Raw genomic sequence first — 25,629 nt, 5'->3', positions numbered from 1 at the left:
CCCGGGCAAGACGCCCGATGTGGCTAGGCTGCGGCGACGGGGCAGGGGAGGGGGTTTCACTACCACCCGACAGCGCAACGCCTGCAGTCGTTGCCGCTACCAAGCCGAGGGGCGGATGCCGAAGACTTCTTACGACGACGAAATCGCCGCCCTCAAGCAAGAACTGCTTCGCTCGCAGAAGATGGCGTCGCTTGGTGAGCTCGTCGGCACGACGACGCACGAGTTCAACAACGTGTTGATGACCGTCATCAACTACGCCAAGCTCGGCATGCGTAATAAGGACGAGGCATCACGCGATAAGGCGTTCGATCGCATCCTCGCCGCGGCGGTGCGGGCAGAGAAGATCACCAACGCCGTGCTCGGCATGGCGCGGAATCGGAGCGAGGAGTTCGCTCCCACCGAACTTGAACCGCTCGTCGACCAGTCGCTCCTGCTGCTGGAGCGCGAGATGCAAAAGTATCGCGTGCAGGTTCGCAAGGAGTTCAGTGCGGCGCCGCCGGTACGAGCGATCGGCAACCAGGTGCAGCAGGTGCTCATCAACCTGATGACGAATGCCCGCCAGGCGATGCCGAACGGCGGCGAGCTTGTGCTGCGGATCACGCACGATGCAAAGGCCGGCTTCGTCGACCTCACGGTCCGCGACAATGGCAGCGGCATTCCGCGCGAGCAGCTGACGAAGATTTTTGACAAGTTTTACTCGACCAAATCGGGCCCCGACGCCACCGGCAAGGGTGGCACCGGCGTCGGACTTTCGACCTGCCGCGAGATCGTCGACGCCCATCACGGCCGACTGCGAGTTGAGAGCACCGTCGGCAAGGGAACGGCGTTCACGGTGCGGTTGCCGTTGTGGCAAGAAAAAAGCGAGTCGGCCGCCGCGGCGCCAATCGCGCCGCTGGGCGTACCGAACTCGCTTTCATCGTCGACGACTTCTTTGGGAACCTAACGCAGTCGCGTGCGTTGCTAACCTTCCCCTAGCCCCCGGCTCCGCCGGGGGGTCGCGCTGCCTGCCGTGAGAGGCATGGTGCGCGGTTCGACCCCCGGGCGGAGCCCGGGGCTAGAATGCCGCGCCGCTTACGCGCGGCGGGCGCGACCGTAAGCAGCGAAGCCCATGGCAGCGAGGCCGATCAGGGCGATCGACGCCGGTTCCGGCACGGCGCCAACAGCCGGAGCCGCTGCAACGCCTGAACCGAACTCGCGCTGCCACACTAGGAAGTCGGCGCCATTGGTAACGCCGTCGCCGTTGGCGTCGGCGCCGTTGCTCGGTTGGCCGTAGGCCGACTTCCACGCCGTGAGGTCGAGACCATCGACGCGGCCGTCGTGATTGAAGTCAGCGGCGTAACCGCCGGCGACGACGCTCAGCACGACCGAATTGTCGGCGTACGTCACGTCCCACTGCAGACCGCTCGAGAGCGGCGCGAGCGAGAAGTCGGTGCTCTTGAACTCGCCTTGCAGCGTGCCCACAGCGCCCGGGGCGGCGTGCAGCAAGTTGGGCAAGTTCATCGCGGCTAGGCGAGTATCGATCTCGTTCTTCTCCGCGCTGAGGTCGGTGACGCCCGCGCTGAGGATCGTCCAGCTATCGCCAAGTACCGGAGCGTAGCCGTCGAGTTGGACCTTGAACGAGCCGTTGGCAATCTTGGCGTTGCCGGTCACCTTGATGGTGGTGTGCGCCTGGCCGGTGATCTGCGCGACCAACGTCGACGATAGGGCGACGTTGTTGACGTTCATTTCGAAATCGCCATTGGCGATGATGACGTTGTTACCGCCCCGCACGCGGAACTCGGTGACGCCGCCCGTGCCGGGCGAGCCGTCCCACTCCATGCCGCGGCCGACGATAATGGCGCCATTGTTGACGACGCCGGTTGCGGCCAAGACGCCGCCGTTGACGTTTACGAAGCCGTTGCCGCGACGATTGCTAATGGCGATGAAGCCCGAGCTTTGCAGGACGCCGCCGGTGAGGTTCATCGTCCCGGTGCGAGGTCCGGCGATGTTCGCTTGGCTGGGATTGCCGCCGTCGCCGATTTCGAAGTCGCCGCTCGTTTGCACGAACGCGCCGCCCGACTGGTTCCAGGTGCCCGTACCGAACTTGCCGATGACGGTGTAATCGGCCGTGGCGTAGCCGCCCTGCATGTTGAAGGTGCCGGTGCCAGTGCGGCCGAGGACGAAGTCGTCGGTCGACTGCACCTGCCCCGCAGCGCCGCTGAGGGTCAGCGTGCCCGTGCCGGCGCCGTTCTGGCCGCCGACAAAGATGCTGCCGTCGCCCGTGCGGAGCGTCGCGTTGTTCACAGTGACGACGCCCGTACCTGCTTCGCCGATGCGGACGCCGCCGTCGTTGCCTTGGTCAGCGAAGATTTCGCCGCCGGTCATCGCGAGCGTGGCCGACGAACCGGTCGTCGATGCGACATTCACCGAGCGAGGATTCGTATTGCCGCTGGAATAGTTCGCCGTCCCAGAGTTGATGAAGACATTGCTGCCATTTGTCGGCGGACCGCTCGGCGACCAATTCCCGGCAGTGCCGTAGGCGCTGTTGCCGCCATTCCAGGTATAGGTCTGTGCTTGCGAGAGCTGAGGAAGGAACGACAACGCAACGACGGCCAAGGCGAGGCGCATGCCCCGCTGGCCCGAGAACGAACATCTCATGGGGGTGAATCCGCGGAAGAAGGAGAGTGCCTGGTCTCTGTTCAGGAGAGAGCGAACGCCGCAGTTCGCCCAATTCGATGCTAACCACCGAGATACGGGCAGACAATGCGTAGTTCCCGCCAGCAGTGCTGCGACTCCGATTTAGGCTGCGGCGAACGTCACGCCGCTTGCGGTTAAGCGCACTGCGCGTCGTCCAAGAAGAAGTCCGCTCGTTCGACGGGCGAGGTCGCGATATCGCGGCAATTCTCATGCGTCGACTATCGATCGCCCGGCAGCCATTGCGGATAGATGCAGACGGCGTGCGCGATTTCGCGACCAATCGCGGAATAAGGCACAAAGACCTCTGATGCCCTTACTCACAGCGGGCACGCCAGCGATCACCTGAAGAATTGGTGAATTCTTTCGCCGTGACACGCCTACTGCGCGACAACCGGCATCGTCGGCGAAACGAGCAACCGTGACTGGAGGTCGGCAATAATTGCTTGCTCTAATTCCGGATCGCGGCCGATGAAGATCCAGTTGCTCGCCAGCTTTGTCCGGCTCACCGCCTCAGCCGCCGTGCTAGGAAGCGACGAATCATTGCGGAACGTCGCGGCGCCGGCCGTCGAATTCTCCGGCCGCGGCAGGTCTTCGAGATCCTTCTCGACCAGCACGTCGACAAGGTAGCCGGTGGCGTCGGGCATCACGCGGATCGTCGCCCGGCGGCGGATCGTTTGGAAGGTGCTTTCCCACCGGTTGTACTTGCCGACCGAGTCGCGGCGGTGGAACTCGGGAATCGTGGCGCCAATCTGTGGATGAACGTCGATGCGACCTTCGGTGAGGACGTCGCCGACAAGCTGCACCTGCCGCTCACGTTCGATGCGGAAGTAATCGTCGACCGTGTCGACGATTTGCTCCCACGTCCAATCGCGGTTGGCGACGGGGATGTGGATTTGGCTCGAACCGCCGTCGCCGGGGACGACCATCGGCACGCCGGTCGCCATCGGATTATTCGGATCCATTGAGAATGGATCGACCATCACCCCTTGGCCGCTAATGACAGGCGGGGCGCCGAAAAGCTGCGGAGGCGCCATCACTTGCTGGCCGGGCGCGACTGGTTGGATGACCTCAATCGGCTTGCAGCCCGCCGCGAGCAGGACGCCCCAGCCAAGGAGCGCGCAGCAGTCCGGCCTCCGCGTTGCAGCGGCAATCTTGGGCAGCCATCGGCGCACCAGCGACAAAGCGCGGAACTCCTTTTCCGAGCGAAGACGGATCTCAAGCGGCGACCGCCCGAGACGTGGGCGGCGAATCTTCGTGAAAGGGGGCGGTTGGCACAAGACCGAACCGCCCGCGTGCTAGCAGAGAAATAGATCTCACGCAAAGGCGCGAAGACGCAAAGAAGATGGAAGACGAAAGGGTTGGGAAGACGATTCCCAACCCTTCTCTGTATTCCCTTTGCGCCTTTGCGTGAGACTTCTTCAAAAAGCGAATGCTAGTACTCGCTCTCGATGCCCAGCCGCATTTTCAGCTGTTCGAACTGCTGAATGTACTCGTCGTTCGTCGAGTGGACGTGCTCGGCTTCGGTGATGAACCGCATGTCGTCGCGGCAGGGAATGTTCCAATCGCCGAGCACATGCTCGTACTTGCTCAATTCCTTGCCGTAGACGATCAGCAGCTTGTGCTCGTCGAACTGCACTTCCTGCGGAGTCGCCGGGTTCAGCACGGCGATGCCGGTGCAGCCGTCGTTCACGAGCAGGTCTTCGAAGTCCCACAGAATCGACTGCAGGATCGGCATGTCGATGTGTTCGCGGTACAGGTCTTGGTGACCCGAGGCGTTGTAATCGTGGCTCGTCTCAAGGACGACGTCGACGACCGGACCGAGCGGATCGAGCAGTTCCATGAACGTTTCGAACAACTGCTCGCGCGAAGCGGCGGCCATCAGCACCGGGACGTTCTTCTTCGATTGCTCGTCGCGGTACGTATCGTGACGGTAGCCGCAAGACGGAACGACTTCCAAGGCATACGAAGGACGCACGGCGTCGCTCAACGTAAAGCTGCCGTACCGCGCCACGCCGAGGTGAGCTTCGAGCTGATCTTCGTTCAGCGTTTCGAAACTACTGGCGGGGGCTGCGGGCAGCTCTTCGTGATAGACGTTGCGAAAGAATTTCTTCAGGAAGCCCATCGAACACTCACGGCAAGGTCAAGCAGAGATTGATACCTAACGTCAAACAACCAACTTCAACGCGATACGCCGGGAGTGATATGCGCGGAGCGTCTGGTCAACGCGGCCGGGAGGCTGGCCCTCCGCACGCCCTAGGGGTACGGTCGCCGCGACCTCACGGTTTCTTACTAAATCGTAGGTCACGGTCCGAACCGAGTGCGCTTCGCGACTGTCCGCAAACAGCTTTCGCGAACCCGCCGTCCGCCCAGCCGATACAACTGGACCGGTGCGGCCTGCGCTAGAGGGGGGAGCGGACGAGCGTCAGCGCAAACGGTCGCTGAACGGCGGATGGCAGATGCAGCCGGCAGCGGCGGGCGCCTGGGCGGCGGCAGGCCGAACAATTGATACAATCCGAACTTACGGAGGGTTCAGTGGTCGGGGTTCGGGGTTCAGGGAAGACGGAAAAGGGGAGGGTGGGGCGATGAAGATTTACACGCGGACGGGGGATGCTGGGCTCACCGGGTTGTACGGCGGCGGACGGGTGCGGAAGAACGACCTACGCATTGCCGCGTATGGCGCCGTCGACGAACTGAACGCTCAACTCGGCGTCTGCCGGTCGGCCGACCTGCCGACGGCGCTCGACGAGCCGCTCGCTAGGCTGCAGCACGAGATGTTCGCCCTGGGGGCGGAGCTGGCCAGCCCGGGCGATGCGGCGCCAGGGCAGTTGCTGCTCGACGACGCTGATATCGCCGCGGCGGAGCAGGCGATCGACTGGTTCGAGAATCACCTCCAGCCGCTCAAAACGTTTGTCCTACCGGGGGGAACCTCGGCCAGCGCCGCGCTGCACGTCGCCCGCGCCGTCTGCCGCCGCGCCGAGCGCGACGTTTGTGCGCTGGCCGAAACGGCTTCGGTTCGGGCGGCTGTCATTCAGTATCTCAACCGGGTGGGCGACCTGTTATTTGTGATGGCCCGCTACGCCAACCACGCCGCGGGCGTGCCCGACGTTCTGTGGGAAAAGAAGTCTTGATCTTGGGCGTCTGCCGTCTCGACAATCGCCGCGCCGCTGTCGACAATTCGCCGAGCCGGAAGCGTCAGCGTCCGGAGGCCGCCGTGATATAATGGAAGGCTCGCTCCCCCGCTCTTATCCCCGACGAAGGTTTGTTCCGATGATCAAGATCGAAGCCATTATCCGGCATTTCAAGCTGGAAGACGTGAAGAACGCCCTCACTTCGCAGGGGCTCGGCGGCATGACGATCACCGAGGTCCGCGGCTTCGGCCGGCAGAAGGGCCATACTGAAACCTACCGCGGCACTGAGTACGCCGTCGATTTCGTGCCGAAGGTGAAGCTGGAAGTCGTCGTCTCGGAGGCCGAGTTGAAGAAGGTGGTCGACACGATCATCCGCACCGCTCAGACGGGGCAGATCGGCGATGGCAAGATCTTTGTCTCCGACCTGCGCGATACGATTCGCATCCGCACGGGCGAGACGGGCGCTGACGCGGTTTAGTCCGGCTGGCACTGCGAGCATCATACGAGACGCTGTTGGGCTCATCGCCCCACCTACGGTCCAGGAAACGAATAGTGAGTTCCGTTCCTCCTTCTGGCAATGCAGCGAACATGGCCGACGCCATCGCCGCCGCTCGTGAGGAGATCGTTGCCGGCAGGGCGCGGATTCGCGAAATGCACGACCGCGGCCTCGACGGCCAGCAGGTTTGCAACCGGCTGACGACGCTCGTCGACGGCGTCGTCGGCAAGCTATTCGACGCCGCCGCGGCGGCCGAAGGGGACGCCGCCAAGGCCCGCACGAAGCTTGCCTTGGTCGCTCTCGGCGGGTACGGTCGTCGCCAATCAGCGCCATTCTCCGACGTCGATCTCATGCTCCTGCACGGCAGCGCCGACGCGACGGAACTCTCTGCACTGGTGCGGCGGTTCACCAATGCCATCTTCGACGCTGGCCTGCAGCTCGGCAGTAGCCTCCGCTCAGCCGAGGAGGCGATCCAGCTTGCCCGGACCGACGGCGTCATCTGCTCGTCGCTCATCGACAATCGACTTATCGCCGGCAGTCAACCGTTGCATCAGCACTTTCGCGAGCTGTTCAACCGCATGGTGCAGAAGCGGTCGAAGGCCGTTTGCAAGTCATTCTGCGACGCTCGAGCCGAGGAACGGAACCAATACGGCGAGAGCCTTTACCTGCTCGAACCGCATGTGAAGCGTTCTCGCGGCGGGCTGCGCGACATCCATTTACTGCGGTGGATTGGCTTCGCGGAGCTGGGCGAATCCGACCCCGAGCGGCTGTTTATGCAGGGGGCGATGTCGAAGCTCGACCACCACCGCCTGCAGTCGGCCCAGGCGTTTCTGCTGCGGCTGCGGAACGAAATGCAGTTCCACGCGAACTCGGCGAAGGATCTGCTTGATCGGGCGGAACAGCTGCGAATCGCCGCCCTGATGGGCTACCGCGGCGGCGAGGGACTGCTGCCGGTCGAACAGTTCATGCGCGACTACTTTCGCCACACGAACCATGTCTGGCAAATGGCCCGCCGTCGCGAGGCGACGACGTTTAGCGGCGTCACGATGACGACCCGCATGCTCGAGCCAGTGCTAGGCCGGAAGGTCGAGGGCGACTACCGCATCGGCGTGCGAGAGGTGTCGGCCACCCGAAGCGGTATGGCCAAGCTGCAGGGAAACCTCGGCGAAGTGCTGCGGCTGGTCGACATGTCGATCAGCGAAGGGAAACCGCTCGATCACTCGACCTATTCGGCGCTGCTGTTGGCGGCCCCTGAATGCGGCGAAGAGGTCGGGCCCGCGGTCGCCGAGCGATTTCTCTATCTGCTGGGCACGCCGTCGCTGGCGGCGCCGTCGCTACGCTTGCTGCACGAGCTGGGATACCTCGAGAAGGTAATCCCAGCGATGAAGCACGCCCGCTGCCTGCTGCAGTTCAACCAGTACCACAAGTTCACGGTCGACGAGCATAGCCTGCACGCGATCGAACAAGTGACCAGCTTCGCGAAGCGGGAAGATTCGCTCGGCGAGGCGTATCGCCACGTGGCCGATCGGAAGCGGCTCCATCTGGCGCTCTTGCTGCATGATCTCGGCAAGGGTTTTGAGGAAGAGCATAGCGAGGTTGGCCGCCGGATTGCTGAGGAGGTTGGCCCGCGGCTGTTCCTCCATCCCTCGGCGACGCGGGACGTCAGCTTCTTGGTCCACCAGCACCTGAACATGACCGATCTCGCGTTGCGGCGGGACATTGGCGATCGCGAGCTCATCCGGCGGTTTGCGGCGCTGGTCGAAACGCCCGACCGGCTGCGGATGTTGTTCGTGCTGAGCTGCGCCGACCTCGCGGCCGTTGGCCCGGACGTCCTGACGCAGTGGAAGGTCGACGTGCTGGGCGACTTGTTCCACAAGACGCTGGCCACGCTCGAAGGGCAGCCGTCGCCGCACTCGCGGGCGCTCGACGAACGCCGGCGCGAGATGGCGTCAGTATTGTCGCCGGCAGAGCAGGGGGATGCCTGGTTCCAGCGTCAGATTGAGGCGTTCCCCGCGGCATTCCTGGCGACCCACTCTGGGCGCGACATCGGCGAAGCCTTACGGCGGTTCCGCAAGCTGCCCGAACAGGGCGCCGACGCGTGGGGCCACTACAACCGCGATAACGCCACGGTCGAGTTCATCGCCGGCGTCGATCGAGGCCGCGGTCGCGGGGCGTTCTCCAGCATGGCGGGCGCCCTGTCGAGCAATGGATTGCAGATTTTGGCCGCTGACATGCAGGTGATGGCCGACGACCTGTTGCTGCTGCGGTTCGTGGTGACCGACCCCGACTCCAGCGGCGAACCGCCGCCGTCGCGGCTCGCTACGGTGTCGAAGGACATGATCAAGTCGGTCGACGCGAAAGAGCCGCCGCGGTTCCGCAAGATTTGGGGGCAGGACAGCGCCGAGGCGTCGCTCCGCCTCACCGGCCTGCCGAACAACGTGCGGATCGACAACACGGCGTCGGCGACGGCGACGGTCGTCGAGGTATACACATTCGACCGCGTGGGGCTGCTGTATAGCCTCGCCCGCCGGCTCCACGATCTGGAGCTAACGATCTGGCACTCGAAGATCGCCACGAACATCGACCAGGTGGTCGACGTCTTCTACGTGACGAATCGCGGCGGCGGGAAGATCGAGGACGCCGAGCGGCTCGAGCATATTCGCCGCGAGATGCTGCAGGTCATCGAGCAGCGGTAGCCGCGGCTCAACGAGCCGCCGGAGCGTCGCGAAGAAATGCTGAATGCTGAAGGATGAATGCGGAGAAAATCGATTCATTCAGCATTCCGCATTCATCCTTCAGCATTATTTTGATCACCGCTCCGGCCGGTCGTTGACCGGCGGCTACTGCGGGCATCGCGATCGGCGCATAAAAAAAACCGGGCCTCGATTGCTCGAGGCCCGGTCTTTATTTTTTGATTGACCGCGTTAAGCGGCCATCAAGTTAGGCAGCCGGAGCTTCCGGAGCCGGAGCGGCCGGGGCAGCTTCCGGAGCGGCAGCCGGGGCAGCGGCTTCGCAACCGCAAGGAGCGGCAGCTTCGCAACCGCAGTCAGCGGCCGGGGCTTCGCAACCGCAAGCCGGGGCCGGTTCGCAGCAGCTCGGAGCCGGTTCGCAGCAAGCGGGCTTGCAGCACTTCTTGGCGCGGAGACGGGCGAACAAACCACCGCAATGCTTCTTCTTGCCGCCGCAGACCGGTTCGCAGCAGACCGGGGCAGCCGGTTCGCAGCAAGCGGGCTTGCAGCACTTGCGGCCGAAGAGGCTCGCGTTGGCTTGCTGATCCTCACCGACCATGGCGAAACCAACCACAGCGACCAGGACGGCAACCGTCGAAAGAACGATACGATTCATCTCAGACTCCTCCCACGTGAAAGCGGAAAAAAAATATTGGGGTACCCAACGTGACCGTCGACTTAGCTCTCTCCCCTGTGCCGCCTCGACGGTCGATCGCGGCTGGGTAGATACTCTCTAGTAACTCGATTGACAGCATTCGCTCGCGAACGACTGAATGCTGAGGTTGGCGGGCGCCAAAACTTAGGGGGTATACACCGTTTGTTCGCGTCAGCGAACTTAGGAAGGACCAAATTACCGGACCAGCTACCACTGTCAAGTGGTTGATGGCAAACGGCGTGGTGTACGCGACCTTCAAGGGTTGCGATGACCTTAAGGACTCGAAAGCTTAGCACACCCTATGCCGCGGGTGGAGGAGCCTAGCCGTTTCTAGGGAAATTCCCCCAGCTTCACACGACCCCGGCTAACGCCTTACGCCAACGAAAAAAGGCGTAAGTGGCTGACAAATAGCCACTTACGCCCAATAGCAGTTTTCGTTGAAAAAGCCTGATTTTCTCGCGTTTTTAGCGAGGCGCCGTTTGATTAAACGGGTCCGATGCGACCGAGGCGGCGGGTTGTTCGCCAGCAGGAGCGGCCTGCCCGGCTGGCGCCGCGAGTTGGTCGGCCGGCACGTTCGCCGGGGACGGCTGTTGCTGCTCGATGTACTCGTCCAGATTTTCGAAGTCGATTTTGACGAACTCCTCGCCTTCCGGCGGCTCCGGCGCCATGCCGTGAATCCGCCATCCCCCTTCAGCCACGCGCAACGCCCAGTAAATGGAGTCGTGGTAGGGGACGCCGTCGGCGTCGACGTCGCTCCACGTCGTGTGAACGATCGCGTGCTCGCCGTCTTCCATCATCTCGACGTGATTGATCTTAAAGCTCGCCGTCGAGCTGCCGGGGGGGGCGATGCACATTTCGTGTTCGTCGATCCCCTTCAGCGCGAGCGGGGTGAGCAGCTTCGCAGCTCCTTCGCTCCCTTTGCCGACGCGAACCGATTCAAGGAATTCGTACACGACCCGGCCGACCGGATCGCTCGGAATCTCCGCGGTCGCGGCGCCGCTAGGAGCCGCCGTGGTCGAGGCGACCGGCTTCGAGGCGTCCGAACCGCCGCAGCCAATCGAGAAACCAATCGCGGCCAGGGCCGCCCACATCGCAATACGCATCACTCAACTCCCATCCGTGGGTGCGAACGCCATCGCGGCGAATCGCCGAAGATTCAGCAAGGGGGCGGGAGTGTGGCAAATGGGCCGAAACGGGTCAAGACGCGTTAGCGGCGTGGTAGCCGCATCGAGTGGTAGCCGCGGCTCAACGAGCCGCCGGAGCGAATACAAATGGGGAATGCTGAATGGGGAATGGGGGGTGATGGGCACTTCCCCATTCCACGCTCCACATTCCCCATTCTTTATCGATCACCGCTCCGGCCGGTCGTTGACCGGCGGCTATTGCTGCTACGCCCCCAGGCCGCGGTCGACGGTGTGCTGGTCTTTGCGGTAGACGGCCAGCTGTGCTTCGAACGTGCTGGGCGAGATCTTCCACGACGGCGAAGCGTCGGTGTACTGCTGGCAGTGGGCTGCTAGCAAGCGGTAGAGGAACTTGAACAGATGCCGCGGCACGCGCAAGCCCGCGAAGGCGTCGACCAGCCGTTGATCCGTGATCGAATCGTCAAACAAGCTCCGCAGCCGCGCCGTTTTCCCCGCCGCTCCGCAGGCGGCGACGCGGGCGTCGGCCAGGTCGTAGAGCGATTGGCCAGTCCATTCGAGCGACGGCACCATATTCTGCTTGTCGAGCCGGGCCCGTTGGTAGAAGTCGCGATCTTCCTTTTCGATATGCTCAGCCAGCTCGATCGGCAGCAGCAGTTTCATGCCGACGCCGGGCTGTTTGAGGAACTTATTGTCGAGCATCGGCCAGACGAGGCCGCGCATGTTGTCGACGGCGCCGTTCACCAAATGGGGTTCGTCGACGCGGTCGACGAGCACCACAATCCCCGTAAATCCTAGGGCCCGCAGCACTCCTTGGAACTTGTAGAGGAGCTCGTAGCGATCGTCGGTTCGCTGCTTGTTCGGCAGCGGTTGGTTGCGAATATCGCGAGCGAGGAACTTCGTAAACACCTTGCGCAACGGGTTTGCATTGCGGGTGACGGACCGCAAGTTCTTCGCCACGCCCCAACCGCGGAACCACCAAGTCCAGGCCTGCGCGAGCCACGGCGCCCAGCCGAGGGCGATGATCAGCCAGGGCCAAACGGTCTGCAGCCACTCGTATTTCTTGTTGTAGAGAATGACGCCCGCGACGGCCGCGGTGACGGCGACGCCGAGCAGCGCGATTCCCCAGCTAAGCCAGGGCCAGTAGCCAACTTTGCGGCGTAGCTTGTACCAGCGAGTGTGGAAGGTTTCCGTCAGCGAGCTGTCGTAGCAGGCGGCGAGAAGAAGCAGGTCGCGTTTTTGGAAGCGGTCAAGCTTTTTCGCAGCATCAGCCGGCAGCGTGTTCGCCGCAGGGCCGCTCGGTTGGGCAACGCCGATCAGCCGGTCGACGATGCTGGTGACGCCGAGCGCGAGGATCGCGTCGATGTGATCCCACAGCTTCCATTCCGCCAGCACCTTGCCGGCGTCGCGACGCTTGCGGCTGCTGAGGCGATCAGCGAAGCGATCGAGAAACGGGTTGAAGTCGTCGTATTCAATAACGAACACCCGGCCGGCCGGGTTCTTGGCATTATGCTCGTCGATTTGACCGGCGATCTGCAGACGGAGAGCCGTTTTGCCGGCGCCCTTTTCGCCGAAGACGATCGACGTGGCGGGACTGCTGGGGTCGCCGTAGATCTTGTCCCACTGCGGATGGAAGGTGCTCGCGCGGCAGCGGCCCTGGAAGACGGGGTCGGTTTGCGCGTCCTCGTCCGCGAAGGGATTGGCGGCGATACCATGGTGTGACAGCAGATCGTGAAGTTTCATCGCAGCTCTACTTCTTTACAGTTCGTTAATACTGTTCGCTTTAATGGTCGTTGCCGTCCAACAATTGATCATTGCTGGCAATCACTCACCGCCACTGGCAGCCGGACCGCCACGCGGTCCGGGTTGCGGCGGGTTCGAGTTGGCGACGTCGAACGATGCTTCAGCCCGGAGGGCGTGGCCCTACGGCCGCCGGGCTAGGGCGAGTGTGGTTCGTGTGGCGAGGGTGGTTCTTGGTTGACCGCTGGCAGCATCGCGGGGTTGGTGTGGCGCGCGGGTTGCACAATCGGTCTCCAAGTATAGGTCGTGCGGGGCCGGAGCAGCAGCCGGCGTTCGGCAGGCAAACCGCAGCGGCCGGGTGAGTTTTTTGACCCGGCTTTGTCCGGCAGTTTACGATAGCGAGGTTCGCAGCGGGCGCTCGGCGGAAACGGAAACATGGATCTCCTCAAACTCAAGACTGATCCGAAGTACGGCTTCTATCCTTGGTGGCCCGAGGATGGGGACGATTGGGTCCATCCCGAAGATGTGCCGACGGCGCACGAGACGATTCCCAGTCCACGGGTCTTTCGCCGCGACGGCGAGCATGGGCCGTTCGTCACGCTCCACTACGGGCAGTTGCAGCTGCGCGTGAAGCGGACGATGTGGCAAGAAGTGCCCTGGGAAGGGTACGAAGTCGGCGACTGGGTCGAAGTTCTTTCACGCGGCCAGAAGAACACGCCGCGGACCGGCACGATCCGTGAAATGGAGTGGGAGCCGCGCGCCCGATCGATGCGGTACTTCATCGAGGAAGCCGGCAATCCGATTCCAAACGCCTACACAGCGGATGACTTACGGCATGTCGAGCCGGTGCTGCCGGTCGACGATCCGGCGACAATCACGCCGACGATCCCTGTACCCGCTGAAGACGCGGACGCACGCGCCCAGCTGTAAAGCAGAATGTCACGCACATTTTGTTGGCGCCAATTCGATTGCGGCCGACCGCAACGCCGGTATACTAACCCCCGAACACTGCCTGTTCATTTCGGGTTCTTACTTGGAAGTTGTCTCTGGTCGCCGGTGCTGAGGCTGGACCGCCTCGCCGGGGGGAACACTGCGCTCGTCCCCATCCGATGAGTCTGCGATGCGAGCCTAATTTCTTAGGCGTCGACATGGACTCCGCTAGAGAGCGACTCGGCTAGAAAGTTTCGCCGTTCCCCTACGTCGGAATCCCCGCCCCCGGTACGCGCACCGCTGGCGTCGCCTTCGCGGCACGCCGGCAGGGCAGCGCCCACATTCAACAGGACACCGCACCATGTCGTCTCGTTCTCGGTCGCCCCATTCTCGGTCGCTTCGTTCTCGCCTCGTTCGTTGGTCGTTCGGTTCGTTAGGCTCCGTCTCGCTGCTGCTCGCCGCTCCGGCGTCGGCGGTCAACACTACCTGGATCGGCGGCACCGCCCAGTGGGACGACGGCGGCAGCACCGCCAACTGGAACCCGGCCGATGAACCCGATTCCAACGATGCGGCGATCTTCAACACGAACAACATCGTTACCCTCGGCACCAACAATGTGATCAACGGGCTGACGATGTCGGCAAGCTCTGAGTTGCTGCTCAACGGCCACACGCTTACCGTCGACGGCCCCACGGCGCTCAGCGGTTCCGGCACGCGGCTCGACTTGACGGGAGCGTTGTCGGTCCTCGATGCTGCCGACGTGACGATCGGCAATGGCGCCACGATTTTTCTGGACGGCGGAACGCTTGAATCGCTCGTCGTCGGCGCCGCCAACTCGACGGTAACAATCAACTCCGGCGGCACGCTCTCGGGCAATGGCGAATGGTCGATGACCGATTCCATCGCCGCGGTCACGACGCTGATCAACAACAACGGTACGATCAGCGCGTCGAATCCGTCGACGCTGATCTTGGTTCCGCCGGCCGCGGCAACGCTACACGTCTCGGCAGTCGACGTCGACGCGAGGTTCGATCTCGACGGTTCAGGCGAGAGCGGGGCAGTCAACGTCACCCGCAATCAGACGCTCGACATCGACGTTCCGCTCAGCGACATCTTCAACGGCGCGTTGACGATGACGCAGGAAACGAAGCTCGATATCTCCTCAAGCTGGATCCTCGGCGCGGGCGCCGTGATGACCATCGACAATGGCGCCGTCGGCGGCATTGGCGGAGCGCTGGCTGGCAAAGCGACGATTGCCGGAGCCAGCTTTTCGCAGAACAGCGGCGCCATTACCGTCGTCGACGACGATGGCACGCTGCAATTTGACGCGCCGCTGACGATCAACGGCGGCACGCTGGTGAACAACGGGCTGGTGATCTTCAACTCGTCGACGGTGCTCGGCGCCGCGGCGGGGATGACGCTGCCGACCGCGTCGTCGAGTTTCACCGTCGCCGCGAATCGCAACGTCGTGATCAATCAGAACAACTTTAATCTCGACGGCTTCGGGGTGCTTACGAACACGATCACGGTTGAAAGCGGCGGCGACTTGACGGTGAACACCACCGACTACGATCCCGACTCCGCCACGAACGCCTTCAACGGCACGATCAACCTCAATCGCGGCAACATCGAGGTCATCACCAGCGACGCGGAGTTCGTGATGGACGGCGTGCTCAACATGAACTCCACCGGCGCCGTCGGCGCGGAGTGGGACGGCGAATCGATCGACATCGGCAATGACGCCGGCGCCCTCAGCGCGCATCTCAACGTCACCGGCGACGGCAATATCAATTCGCAAGCGAGGTTTTTCACTAACATCGACTTCAACTCCGACGCCGACGTCAACGTCGCCGCCGGCGCTTCGCTCGCGTTCAACGAGGCCGTCAGCTTCGATACCGTCAACGGCGGCAACAACGCGAGCTTCACGGGCTCCGGCTCGATGTTCTTCAGCGGACTCGTCAACGTCAACGAAGCGGTGACGCTCAACATGGTCGGCGGCTTGGTCGATCTCGACGGCGCCGACGCTTTCGGCGAGTTCATCAACATCGATGCGCCGATGACGATCAACGCCGCGACGTTCGCCAACTTTGGCCGCGTCAACGGCGGGGGCGGCGTGAACACGCTCGACGTGAACAACAACGCCGGAACCGGCGTGCTGACTGTGAATCTCGACGACCCTAACGGGGAATGGACGCTCAACGGCCCCGGCGTCATGAACCTCGCCAACGACAACGCGCCCGCGACGCTGCTGGCAGGCAGCGACGTGAATGTTAACGGCGCCATCAACGTCACCGGCGACGTGCGGACGACGGCTCGCCTCGACATCGCGGGGACCGTCAACATCAGCACGGCCGCTGAGCCGTTCCGGTTAGCCGGCGGCGACAACGTCAACGATCCCAACACGATTGCCGGCGGCACGATCAGCGGCGTTGGCGTCATCGGCGCCGACGCGGGCAAGGAACTGCGCGGCTTCGGCACGATCAACACGGGCATCGACTTCGACGGCAACGCCAAGCTGCGAGCCGACAACGGCACGCTCACCATCAACGGCGCCATCATCGACGTCGATCAGGTCGGCACGGCCGACGCCGATGGGACGCTCCACGTAACGAACGCCTGGAACAACAACGTCTCAGCCGGCGTGCAGCTCAACGGCGGCGTGCTGAGCGGCGGGACAATCACCAACGACGTCGCCGCCGGCATCAGCGGACATGGCTTGGTCTCGGCTCGCGTGATTAACAATACTCAACTCTCCGCAACGAACGGCGGTTCGCTCGTCTTCGAAACCGCCGGTAACGACAACGATTGGGACGGCGCCGCGAACAACGCCGTGCTCCACGCGCTCAGCGGCGATCTTGAGCTGCGCGACAACGCCACGTTCACCTTCGGCGGCACAGCGACCGCCGTCGGCGATCACAAGGTCTACACAAAGGGATTCGGATTTAATTTCAACTCCAGTTCGACTCTCAACCTCACGCAAGGAACCTTGCAGGCTGACGAAACCACGACGATCAGCGGAGCGATAGTCGTCGGCGCTGGAACGGCGTCGACCATCAACGTACAGAACAATCGCTTCCTGGATATCCAAACAGGATCCAGCACAACGCTCAACGGCAACCTACAACTCAAGAACAACAATATCGGCATCGAGGCCGGCGCGACGTTCAGCGGCGCCGGAGCGATCGTTATTCCCAGCGGCAGTCACATGATCGCCGACAATCTCGCGGACATTGGAGTACTGCTCGACATGCAGGGAACCTTCCGACCGGGAGGTTTCAATACGATCGGCCGCGTCAATCTGTTTGATTACCAACAAGCGAGCACAGGCCTGGTCGAAGTCGAGCTGACCGGCACGGCGCTCAACGCTTTTGATCGCCTCGTCGCCAGCGGCGACGTGGTGCTCGACGGCAGCTTGGTCATCGACATCGACGGCGCCTTCGTGCCGGCGCTCGGCAACACGTTCAATATCATCACCGGCAACACGGTGACTGGCGTCTTCGACACGATCGACGTCTCCGGCATGCCAGCGGGGCTGGCGTTCCATCTGAACTACCTCGGCAACGCCGTCCAGCTGCAGGTGGTGAACGAACCGTTTTTCACGGCCGACTTCGACGAAGACGGCGACGTCGATTCGACTGATCTCGCGATTTGGAAAAACGCCTTCAACCTCAACCAGCTTGGCGACGCTGACGGCGACAACGACAGCGACGGCGCCGACTTCCTGCTGTGGCAGCAGCAGTTTGGCAGCAAGCCGGCCGTGGCGGTCGGCACGCCGGTAGCCACAGCGGTGCCGGAACCGAGTGGATTCGCCCTATTGGCGTTCGCGGCGGCGGGAATCGCGGCCGCCCGGCGGCGGGAACTCGCCAAGTTGCTGTAATGATCGCCCCCGCGCCGCCGGGGAATTAAGATGGCTCCGGCGGCGCAGGCTCTCGTTTTCGCCTACTTGGATCGACCTCTCATGATTCAGCACTCCCTCTTGCAGGCGGGGCGTCGTCGACGCTCGGCACTGGCGGCTGTTCTTGCGATTGGCTTTGGCGGCGTCCAGGAGACGGCGTCCGCGGCGGTGACGACCATCGGCGCCGTGACGCCCGTGCCGCCGGCCGGCGGCGGCGCGATCGGCGGAGCGTTCACCATCGGCGACGCCGCCTACGGATCGGTCACCGTCACGGCGAGCACCGGCCTCACGAACACGGGAACCACCATCATCGGCAACGGCGTTGCCGGCATCGGCGTGTTCAGCTTGAACGGCTACGGCGCGAACTACGAACTTATTAACGCCAGCCTCGACATGCTAATCGGCGACGAGGGGGTCGGCACGGTCTCCGTCGCCAACCTGGCGAAGATCATCGTTCCCGACGATACGACCATCGGCGGCCAAAGCACCTCGACCGGCAAGCTTGTCGTGACGGGACTGGGAACGACGTACTCCAACGGCGACGACATGACGGTCGGCCTCAACGGCACGGCTTCAGTCGAAGTCCTCGCCGGCGGCTTCCTCGATTCCGACACGGTGACCATCGGGGCCAACCTGACGGCTGTCGGATCGGCGCTCGTGAGCGGCGACCTCTCGTATTGGCATGCGAACGGCGTCGCAGTCGGCGGCGCGGGCACGGGGCGGCTGGAAATCAACGGTGGCGGTCGCTTGTCAGTAGACACGGTCGTGGACGTTGGCGTGACGTCGGCCTCGTACGGCGAGTTGGTCGTCGATGGGATCGGCTCGCGACTGCAAATCAACGCCGCGAGTTTGAATACGGGCGCTGGCGACGCCTCCATCACAATCTCCAACGGCGGAACCGTGACGACCGGCGCGATGTCGCAAATCTCGCCGACCGGCCGCGTCACGCTGGCCGCAGGGCGGTGGACGTCGACGGCCCTGTCGAACACGGCCCTCACCATCTCTGGTTTGCTGCAAGGTTCCGGCACGCTCGACATGCAAGGCGTTTCGGTGAACGGTCAAACGCAGGGCAGACTCCAAACGAAAACGGGCGATCACCTGCTGCTCACCGGCTTGCTGACGAACACCGGCCTCGTCGATCTCGCCGGCGGAGAACTCGAAGTCCGTGGCGTCATCGCCAACAACGGCGATATCGACGCTCGCAACGGCGCCACGCTCCGCGTCGGCGGGGCGGGGCTCGACAACAACTCCGGCTCGCAGCTCGCGATCACCGGCGGCACAGTCGACGTGTTTGGCGCCGTCGACAACAACCTGGGAGCGGAGATCGCCGTTGTCGGCGGAGCGACCGGCGTCTTTCATGATGCGGTAGCGAACAGCGGCAAGATTTACGTCTCGGCATCGAGCGAGATCGTAATGCTTGAGAACCTCAGCTTCGTGCCGTCGTCGTCGCTGGCCCTGCAAGTGGCGAACCTCGAAACGGGCGACGGCCCGACCGATGCGTTCGGTATGGTGAGCGTCGGCGGCTCGTCAACGCTGGCCGGGGCGCTCGCCGTGTCGCTGGCGCCAGGCTTCGCGCCGATGCTCGGCGAAACGTTCACTATCCTCACCGCGGCCAACGGGATCAGCGGAACGTTTTCATCGGAGTCGCTGCCCGCTCTCAGCGGCGGGCTGTCGTTCGACGTGCAGTACACGCCAAACGCGGTGATGCTCGCGGTGGTCGGCGGCAGCTTCTTGGCGGCCGACTTCGATAAGGACGGCGACGTCGATTCGCAGGACCTCACGATCTGGAAGGGAGCGTTCGGCGCGACCGCGCTCGGCGACGCTAACGGCGACGCGAAGACCGACGGCGCCGATTACCTCGTGTGGCAACGCCAGTACGGCATGTTCCCCGCAACGGCGACCTCCGCCCCCGTCCCCGAGCCAGCCGCCGCACTGCTCGCCCTCCTCGCCGCGCCGCTAGCGCTTCAGCGCCGCAAGTAGCCGCCGGTCAACGACCGGCCGGAGCGCTGATCATTGGGCGCGCGGGGCGCATGACGATTCACCACGCTGACACTCCGCCACGACATGCCACCCCGCCGGAACGTCGCGCACTGTGGTTCGCGCCAACGTTCTAGCCCCGGGCTCCGCCCGAGGTTGGCCTACTGCGCGACTGCGCCCAATGGATTGGAAACTCCCCCCAGGGCAGAGCCTGGGGCTAGGGCGTCGCCGCCGCGATTACTCAAAATTCTCTTGACTCGCCCGCCGTCGATTGTATTATTGAATTAATACAAGTGACGCCTCGCATTCGCGCGGCTTAAAATCGACGACGACGCTCGCCATGCAACTCCACATCACCACCGCCGACGGCGTGCCGATCTATCAGCAGATCGTCAATCAGGTGAAGTACATGGTCGCTTCCGGGCGATTGTCGCCGGGCGACGAGATGCCGCCGATTCGCGTGTTGGCAGAGCAGTTGATCGTCAATCCAAATACGGTTGCCCGCGCGTATCGCGAACTGGAGACGGCCGGCATCGTCGAGAAACGCCGCACGGCCGGCACGTATGTTTCCGAGCAGGGGTCGCCGCTGGCGCGGAAGGAGCGGATGAAGATCCTGACCGAGCGCGTCGATGCACTGCTCGCCGAAGCTCGGCAGATGGATGTTTCTTTTGATGATTTAGCGAAGTTGTTGGAAAAACGGAACGAGTCGATGACTCCTCCGGATGGGTGACGCAACACGCCCCCGGTTTGAAGAACCGGAGGCTAAGGCTTGGGTTTTGTGGTTCCCTCTCTTTCGTTCGAGAACTCCCCATGAACGACGCTTATCCTTCCTTGGCGCCGCCGTGCATCGAAGTCAATCGCCTCACGCGGCAGTTTGGCGCCAAGATGGCGCTCAACGACGTGTCGCTCACCGTGCCGACCGGCGGCGTGTTCGGTCTCATCGGCGGCAATGGCGCGGGCAAAACGACGCTCATCAAGCACCTGCTCGGCATGTTGCGAGCGGAGCAGGGGAGCGTCCGCGTCTTTGGGCAAGATCCGATCGCGAATCCTGTCGGCGTGCTGGGGCGCATCGGCTACCTCTCCGAAGATCGCGACCTGCCCGACTGGATGCGGGTTCGCGAGTTGATGAACTACACGCAAGCGTTTTTTCCCAACTGGGACGAGCGCTACGCCGAGGAGCTGCGCGAGGCGTTCGATCTTAATCCCGACGCGCGAATTAAAACGCTCTCGCGCGGCCAACGAGCGCGAGCCGGCCTGCTGGCGGCGCTCGCCCATCGGCCGCCGCTGCTGGTGCTCGACGAACCGTCGTCAGGACTCGATCCGGTGGTACGCCGCGACATCCTCAGCGCCATCATTCGCACAATCGCCGAGGAGGGGCGCACCGTCCTGTTCTCCTCGCACCTACTCGACGAGGTGGAACGAGTGGCCGACCGAGTGGCGATCATTCATCAAGGACGAGTGCTGCTCACCGCCACGATGGAAGACGTGAAAGATCGGCATCGCCGCGTGACGCTGCGGTTCAACGAGCCGCATGAACGCCCGCCGGCGCTCGTGGGAGCGTTTTCGCACTCGGGGGGCGGGTTCGAATGGACCTATCTCTGCAACGGCGACAGCGACCAATTGCGGAGCGCGGCGGCAACGCTGGGGGCGACCGTGGTGGGCGATGCAGCTTTGTCGCTCGATGAGATTTTTGTATCGCAGGTGAGTGGGTGACGATCAGTGGATGTAGCGCGGTGCGCCCCCCGATTTGAAGAAGCGGGGCGTAAAAAAAGTTCGTGCGAGTGGAGGGTGCGATGCGATCGATTGCCGGAGCGATGGCTTGGGAACTGGTGACTCGCGGGCGCTGGCAAGTAGTGGGCGCGGCGCTAGCGACGTTCGCGCTTCCGCTACTCGTCCTCGCATCAATGGGCACGGGCGCCACGTCGTTCGGCCGAGACGGCGATCTATCAAATCAACTGCTTGGGTTCTGCTTCGTGCAAACGAACATCCTGGCATTGGTCGCTTCTCTGCTCGCACTAAGCGCTACGATGCACAAACGGCTCTACTCGTATCCGGCGACGGCGGCGACGCTAATGCACGGGCTTATATTGCCTGCGGCAGCGATCATCGCCGTCGATCTCATCGTCTGGACCGCCGTCATGAACGCGGCGTTTCGCCTGCAGTGGCCGACGCTTGAGCCGGCGATTTTCGGCGCGGCAATTATCGTCGTCGCCTATTCTGCAATGTGGCTGACCTACCAGTCTCGCTGGATGCTATTCGCGCTAACGGTCGTGTCCGGGGTGTTCAGCTTTTGGATCAAGTCGCACTTCGGCCCGATGTTCGGCGAGTTGAAGCATCCCTGGCAGTCGATGACGGCGGCCGAAGCAATCTGCCTGCTGACTATCACGGCAATCTCCTATCGGCTCGGCGTCCAAGCCTTTGCTCGCAGCCGCCGCGGGGAGCGGCCGTTTTCAACCGGCGTGATCAGTTGGCTCGACGACTTCAGCGAACGTCGCATTCAGGGACGAAAGACGACAACGTTCGCCGCGCCGCTCGCGGCGCAAACGTGGTACTTCGAACAACGCAGCTGGGTAGCGCCGGCGAGCGTGCTATCGGCCAGCGCGTTTGCGTTCGTGCTGTGGATGTTCGTGAATCGCGACCCGGGCGACTTGGTTGAAGCGTATGCGTTCAGCGGCGGCATGGTCTCGATCGCGACGGCCATCGGCGGACTCTTCTTAGGCGCCTTAGGCTCAAAAGACCAAACAAGCATCGGGCAGTTTCTGGCGTCGCGCCCAATCACGACCGTGGACATGTCGCGCCAGCTGCTGGTGGTGACAGCGCGAAGCTTCCTCAAAACGTGGGCCTGCTGGGGTGTGATTTTTCTGCTAATTCTGTTCCTCGCTTGGCTGGCTGGCGCCTCGCCCATGCAGCGCATCCCTCCCGCGCACCGCTGGGCGTTGCTCTTCGGCGCCATCCTGCTGTCATGGGCGACTATGGCGACGGCCATCGTTATGGCGCTCGCCGATCGAGGCCGCCTCATCTTTCGCGTGATCACTTACATCAGCTTTGGCTTCATCGCGCTGCTGTTGCTGAATGATCTTGTAGTGCATCGTTTTGGGCGCGACGAGATCGTGCACGCCTTCGGCGCTCTGTTCGGCGTCACCGCGACGGCGGCGACAGTCGCCTCGTTCTATTACGCGTTCCACCGCGGGCTGCTGCAGCCTCGGATTGCGATGGCCGCGGTTGTCGTCTGGGTGATTCTACTGGCGGCGGGCGCGAACATGCTCCCTGCAATGGGTCCACAGGATCGCATGGTTGCCAAGATGGCGTTTCTCGATGTGACCGCTCGAACGCTTGTCCTTGGCTCGCTGTCGCTGGTGGTGGCGCCGATTGCGGCGACGCCGTTGGCGCTGGCTTGGAATCGGACGCGATAGGGGCGGCGTTTTGGCGATCAATCAATACGGCGATCGACGATCGCCGCTTTATGTGCGGTGAACGGGCGTCCGTTCCGTTGGCTTGTTGAACATCGATTGCTGCACAAATTTGGCGACGGCGCGCATCTTCTTGTCGCTGCCTTCTCACTGACGTTTGCGTTGCTCGCTACTTAGTTCTCCGTCAAGTTCTGCCAGGAGAGACGAATGATTCTGCGCCCATGCTATGCGCTCATCGCGACGACGATCGTCGCCTTCGCCGCGCCGGCTCATGCCGCTAACATCGCTGACTTTGTCGATTTTTCCCTACGCACGCCGCCCGGAGGCGTCGTCATGCCCGGGCGGTTGTACGCTCCGCCCGAGGCGTCGCCCGCTCATCCGGTTCCGCTCGTCATCTACCTCCACGGCAGCGGGGCTAGCGGGACGAACAACACGCTACAGATCGAGCAAACGCCCGACATGCTCGCCGACGAGGCGAAGCGCCGCGGCGCGATGCTCTATGTGCCACAGACGAATTTGGGCTGGACGGGCACTAGCGTCACCGACTGGGTGACGACGATGATCGACCGCGCCGTGAATGAGTTGGGCGCCGATCCCCGTCGCTTGTACGTCACGGGCTACTCGATGGGAGGCGGCGGCACATGGAACATGCTCAGCCGCTACCCGGGGCGATTCGCAGCTGGGCTCGTCGTGAGTCCGGCGCTGCAAGGGACCGATTTCAAAGCCGCCAACCTGACCGATACGCCCATCATCGCGGTTCATGCTCGCGACGATGCAACGACGTCGGTTTCGAACAGCCGCAACGTGGTGAGTCAGATTCTCGCCGCGGCGGGCGAACCGGCGCCGACGTATCCCACTGCGCAAAGTTCGAAGTATTTTCTGGCTGCGAATCTCGCCGTGCCGTTCCATCAAGAGATCGTCTACTCCGAACCGCCGGGAAGCACGACCAACTATTTCATCTCGCGGCCTGATCTCGATCTCATGTACTACGAGCAACCGACAGGCGACCACACCGGGGTGCTGGGGGTCTACTACTCGGAGGGAATCTACGATTGGATGTTCTCGCACGCTCTGCCAGTGCCGGAACCAGCGAGTTTCGCACTGCTGGCGTTCTGCGGAGCGGCAATTTGCGGACGGCGACGCGGCTGGATTTCGCAAGCGTAAAAGCATGTGCTGGCAATTTTACGCGACCGTGCTATTCGCACGCCGCGCCCAATTCGCACTGCCTAATCCTTGGGCATTTACAGCCACGAGCATGTGGTCGCGATCACGGCGTCGCGCTAAAAACGAGTCGATTCGCGCAATGCTGTGAAGATGGGGTGAAGTTGGCCGCGTGTGGAGCGACGTTTCACCGCAATCTGCGCTGCTGTCACTTCGCGCAGCAGCATTTCGGCACGCTCATTGCTCTAGTATGTTTTCGATGAAGTTGCGTCCCCGCGACAAAGCTTCACATCCCCCTCACCGTCGGTCGTCATACTTCACTCGCCCCGTGCGATCGAAGCATGCTGATCGCACGGCCCGCCTACCAAAAGCCGGCGACTCACACTGAGAGCCTGCCGCTTTCCCGCCTACAAATCGGCAAGTCTTGCCCGCGCGGCGCATGATGCGACCGCCGTCGGCTTGCCTTCACGTTTTTTCGACTACGGAGCAATCCCATGACTATCGGTACGCGCAAAGGCTTCCTCATCGACATGGATGGGGTCATTTATCGCAGCCACGAATTGATTCCCGGCGCCGCGGAATTCATCGCCGGGCTACGGCGATCGAAAATTCCGTTCATGTTCCTCACGAACAACAGCCAGCGGACCCGTCGCGACGTGGCGATGAAGCTCACTCGCATGGGCATCCCCGTCGAGGACAAGCACATCTTCACTTGTGCGATGGCGACGGCGCGGTTCCTCGCCTCGCAAAAGCCGCACGGCACGGCGTACGTCATCGGCGAGGGAGGGCTGTTGAACGCCCTCCACTCGAACGGCTACGCAATCGTCGATCGTTCGCCCGACTACGTCGTCGTCGGCGAAGGGCGAACGCTCTCGTTCGAAATGCTCGAACAAGCGGTGCAAATGGTGCTCGACGGGGCGAAGCTGATCGCCACGAATCTCGACCCCAACTGCCCCACCAACAGCGGCACGCGGCCCGGCTGCGGGGCGATCGTCTCGCTCATCGAGAAGGCGACCGGCATCCAAGCGTTCAGCGTCGGCAAGCCGAGCCCCGTGATGATGCGGATGGCCCGCAAGGAACTCGGCATGGCCACCAGCGAAACGATCATGATCGGCGACACGATGGAGACCGACATCCAAGGCGGCGTGCAAATGGGCTACAAGACGATCCTCGTCCTGAGCGGCGGATCGAAGCGCGAGGATCTCACGAAGTTCGCCTACCAGCCGGACCTGGTGATCGATTCGGTGGCCGACCTCGACGCCGAGACCGGCATTCTGCACAACATCCTGCCGACGATGAACCGCGAAGACGACACGCCACACGACTTGCGCGAGTGGGCAATGGCCCACGCCTAGTAGCCGCGGGTCAACGACCCGCCGGAGCGGTACTCGAACACCGTCAACTCGAAACCTCACCCGGCCCGCGTCATGGTTCGCCATGCACGCGGGCCGTCGTCGTTGACAATGACAGCAGCAAATTTTTGGAAGCCACCCTTCGCGAAAAATCCAAGACGAATCGCGCACATTACGCATCGCGAAGGCGCGTGTAAACCTCGGAAAGTGATATTCCTTAAAGGAATGACAATCCATTGCATGCCATTTTGATAGAATTGCCCCCAGTCGACGAGACATTCGCTTTTCTGCTCTCGTGCGACGTTCTCCTTTCACGACTTCACGTCAGCAATCGGCGGTTT

18 protein-coding genes are annotated in these 25,629 nt (G+C 62.9%); 12 read left to right on the top strand and 6 right to left on the bottom strand.

What is annotated here, in order from left to right:
- The first annotated feature begins 115 nt into the window (after positions 1 to 115).
- Entirely contained in the window at positions 116 to 943 is an 828-nt protein-coding gene (locus PLANPX_RS01625; protein ID WP_152097038.1) for a sensor histidine kinase, read from the top strand.
- A 128-nt stretch (positions 944 to 1,071) separates the two neighbouring features.
- Here the strand turns inward: PLANPX_RS01625 and PLANPX_RS01620 are convergent, their stop codons facing one another.
- The 3 genes from PLANPX_RS01620 to PLANPX_RS01610 all read right to left on the bottom strand — a co-directional run bounded on the left by PLANPX_RS01620 (position 1,072) and on the right by PLANPX_RS01610 (position 4,798).
- The gene (locus PLANPX_RS01620) at positions 1,072 to 2,637 is read right to left on the bottom strand and encodes a dockerin type I domain-containing protein (protein WP_152097037.1); all 1,566 of its coding nucleotides are present in this window, start codon (positions 2,635 to 2,637) and stop codon (positions 1,072 to 1,074) included.
- 416 nt (positions 2,638 to 3,053) lie between these two features.
- Complete coding sequence (locus PLANPX_RS01615; protein WP_152097036.1) at positions 3,054 to 3,857, bottom strand: hypothetical protein; 804 nt, start codon at positions 3,855 to 3,857, stop codon at positions 3,054 to 3,056.
- A 251-nt stretch (positions 3,858 to 4,108) separates the two neighbouring features.
- Positions 4,109 to 4,798: a hypothetical protein gene (locus PLANPX_RS01610; protein ID WP_152097035.1), complete on the bottom strand. Its 690-nt coding sequence runs from the start codon at positions 4,796 to 4,798 to the stop codon at positions 4,109 to 4,111.
- 460 nt (positions 4,799 to 5,258) lie between these two features.
- Between PLANPX_RS01610 and PLANPX_RS01605 the strand changes: the two genes are divergently transcribed.
- The 3 genes from PLANPX_RS01605 to glnD all read left to right on the top strand — a co-directional run bounded on the left by PLANPX_RS01605 (position 5,259) and on the right by glnD (position 8,996).
- The gene (locus PLANPX_RS01605) at positions 5,259 to 5,804 is read left to right on the top strand and encodes a cob(I)yrinic acid a,c-diamide adenosyltransferase (protein WP_152097034.1); all 546 of its coding nucleotides are present in this window, start codon (positions 5,259 to 5,261) and stop codon (positions 5,802 to 5,804) included.
- Positions 5,805 to 5,943: 139 nt separating this feature from the next.
- Positions 5,944 to 6,282, top strand: a complete 339-nt coding sequence (locus tag PLANPX_RS01600) for a P-II family nitrogen regulator (RefSeq protein WP_152097033.1) — start codon at positions 5,944 to 5,946, stop codon at positions 6,280 to 6,282.
- Between the two features lie 74 nt (positions 6,283 to 6,356).
- Positions 6,357 to 8,996: a [protein-PII] uridylyltransferase gene (gene glnD / locus PLANPX_RS01595; RefSeq protein ID WP_152097032.1), complete on the top strand. Its 2,640-nt coding sequence runs from the start codon at positions 6,357 to 6,359 to the stop codon at positions 8,994 to 8,996.
- A gap of 244 nt (positions 8,997 to 9,240) precedes the next feature.
- Here the strand turns inward: glnD and PLANPX_RS01590 are convergent, their stop codons facing one another.
- The 3 genes from PLANPX_RS01590 to PLANPX_RS01580 all read right to left on the bottom strand — a co-directional run bounded on the left by PLANPX_RS01590 (position 9,241) and on the right by PLANPX_RS01580 (position 12,566).
- Positions 9,241 to 9,645 (bottom strand): hypothetical protein, encoded by a 405-nt coding sequence (locus PLANPX_RS01590; RefSeq protein WP_194175114.1) that lies wholly within the window; start codon positions 9,643 to 9,645, stop codon positions 9,241 to 9,243.
- A 503-nt stretch (positions 9,646 to 10,148) separates the two neighbouring features.
- Positions 10,149 to 10,787 carry a hypothetical protein gene (locus PLANPX_RS01585; protein ID WP_152097031.1) on the bottom strand — a complete coding sequence of 213 codons (639 nt, stop codon included), beginning with the start codon at positions 10,785 to 10,787 and terminating at the stop codon, positions 10,149 to 10,151.
- A 285-nt stretch (positions 10,788 to 11,072) separates the two neighbouring features.
- The gene (locus PLANPX_RS01580) at positions 11,073 to 12,566 is read right to left on the bottom strand and encodes a hypothetical protein (protein ID WP_152097030.1); all 1,494 of its coding nucleotides are present in this window, start codon (positions 12,564 to 12,566) and stop codon (positions 11,073 to 11,075) included.
- Positions 12,567 to 12,998: 432 nt separating this feature from the next.
- Here PLANPX_RS01580 and PLANPX_RS01575 point away from each other — a divergent pair, with 432 nt between their 5' ends.
- From PLANPX_RS01575 to PLANPX_RS01540, 8 genes are all read left to right on the top strand, one after another.
- Positions 12,999 to 13,493 carry a DUF6960 family protein gene (locus PLANPX_RS01575; RefSeq protein WP_152097029.1) on the top strand — a complete coding sequence of 165 codons (495 nt, stop codon included), beginning with the start codon at positions 12,999 to 13,001 and terminating at the stop codon, positions 13,491 to 13,493.
- Positions 13,494 to 13,854: 361 nt separating this feature from the next.
- Entirely contained in the window at positions 13,855 to 17,370 is a 3,516-nt protein-coding gene (locus tag PLANPX_RS01570; protein WP_152097028.1) for a beta strand repeat-containing protein, read from the top strand.
- 81 nt (positions 17,371 to 17,451) lie between these two features.
- Positions 17,452 to 19,368 carry a hypothetical protein gene (locus tag PLANPX_RS01565; protein WP_172991795.1) on the top strand — a complete coding sequence of 639 codons (1,917 nt, stop codon included), beginning with the start codon at positions 17,452 to 17,454 and terminating at the stop codon, positions 19,366 to 19,368.
- A gap of 337 nt (positions 19,369 to 19,705) precedes the next feature.
- Entirely contained in the window at positions 19,706 to 20,095 is a 390-nt protein-coding gene (locus tag PLANPX_RS01560; RefSeq protein WP_152097026.1) for a GntR family transcriptional regulator, read from the top strand.
- Between the two features lie 80 nt (positions 20,096 to 20,175).
- Complete coding sequence (locus PLANPX_RS01555; RefSeq protein WP_152097025.1) at positions 20,176 to 21,078, top strand: ABC transporter ATP-binding protein; 903 nt, start codon at positions 20,176 to 20,178, stop codon at positions 21,076 to 21,078.
- An 80-nt stretch (positions 21,079 to 21,158) separates the two neighbouring features.
- The gene (locus PLANPX_RS01550; RefSeq protein ID WP_152097024.1) at positions 21,159 to 22,778 is read left to right on the top strand and encodes a hypothetical protein; all 1,620 of its coding nucleotides are present in this window, start codon (positions 21,159 to 21,161) and stop codon (positions 22,776 to 22,778) included.
- Between the two features lie 204 nt (positions 22,779 to 22,982).
- Positions 22,983 to 23,939: a PEP-CTERM sorting domain-containing protein gene (locus tag PLANPX_RS01545; RefSeq protein WP_152101761.1), complete on the top strand. Its 957-nt coding sequence runs from the start codon at positions 22,983 to 22,985 to the stop codon at positions 23,937 to 23,939.
- A gap of 491 nt (positions 23,940 to 24,430) precedes the next feature.
- Positions 24,431 to 25,291: an HAD-IIA family hydrolase gene (locus PLANPX_RS01540; RefSeq protein ID WP_198421830.1), complete on the top strand. Its 861-nt coding sequence runs from the start codon at positions 24,431 to 24,433 to the stop codon at positions 25,289 to 25,291.
- Positions 25,292 to 25,629: the final 338 nt, after the last annotated feature.

Source organism: Lacipirellula parvula (genome assembly GCF_009177095.1).
Lineage (GTDB): Bacteria > Planctomycetota > Planctomycetia > Pirellulales > Lacipirellulaceae > Lacipirellula > Lacipirellula parvula.
This window is presented reverse-complemented; position numbering and strand designations above follow the sequence as displayed.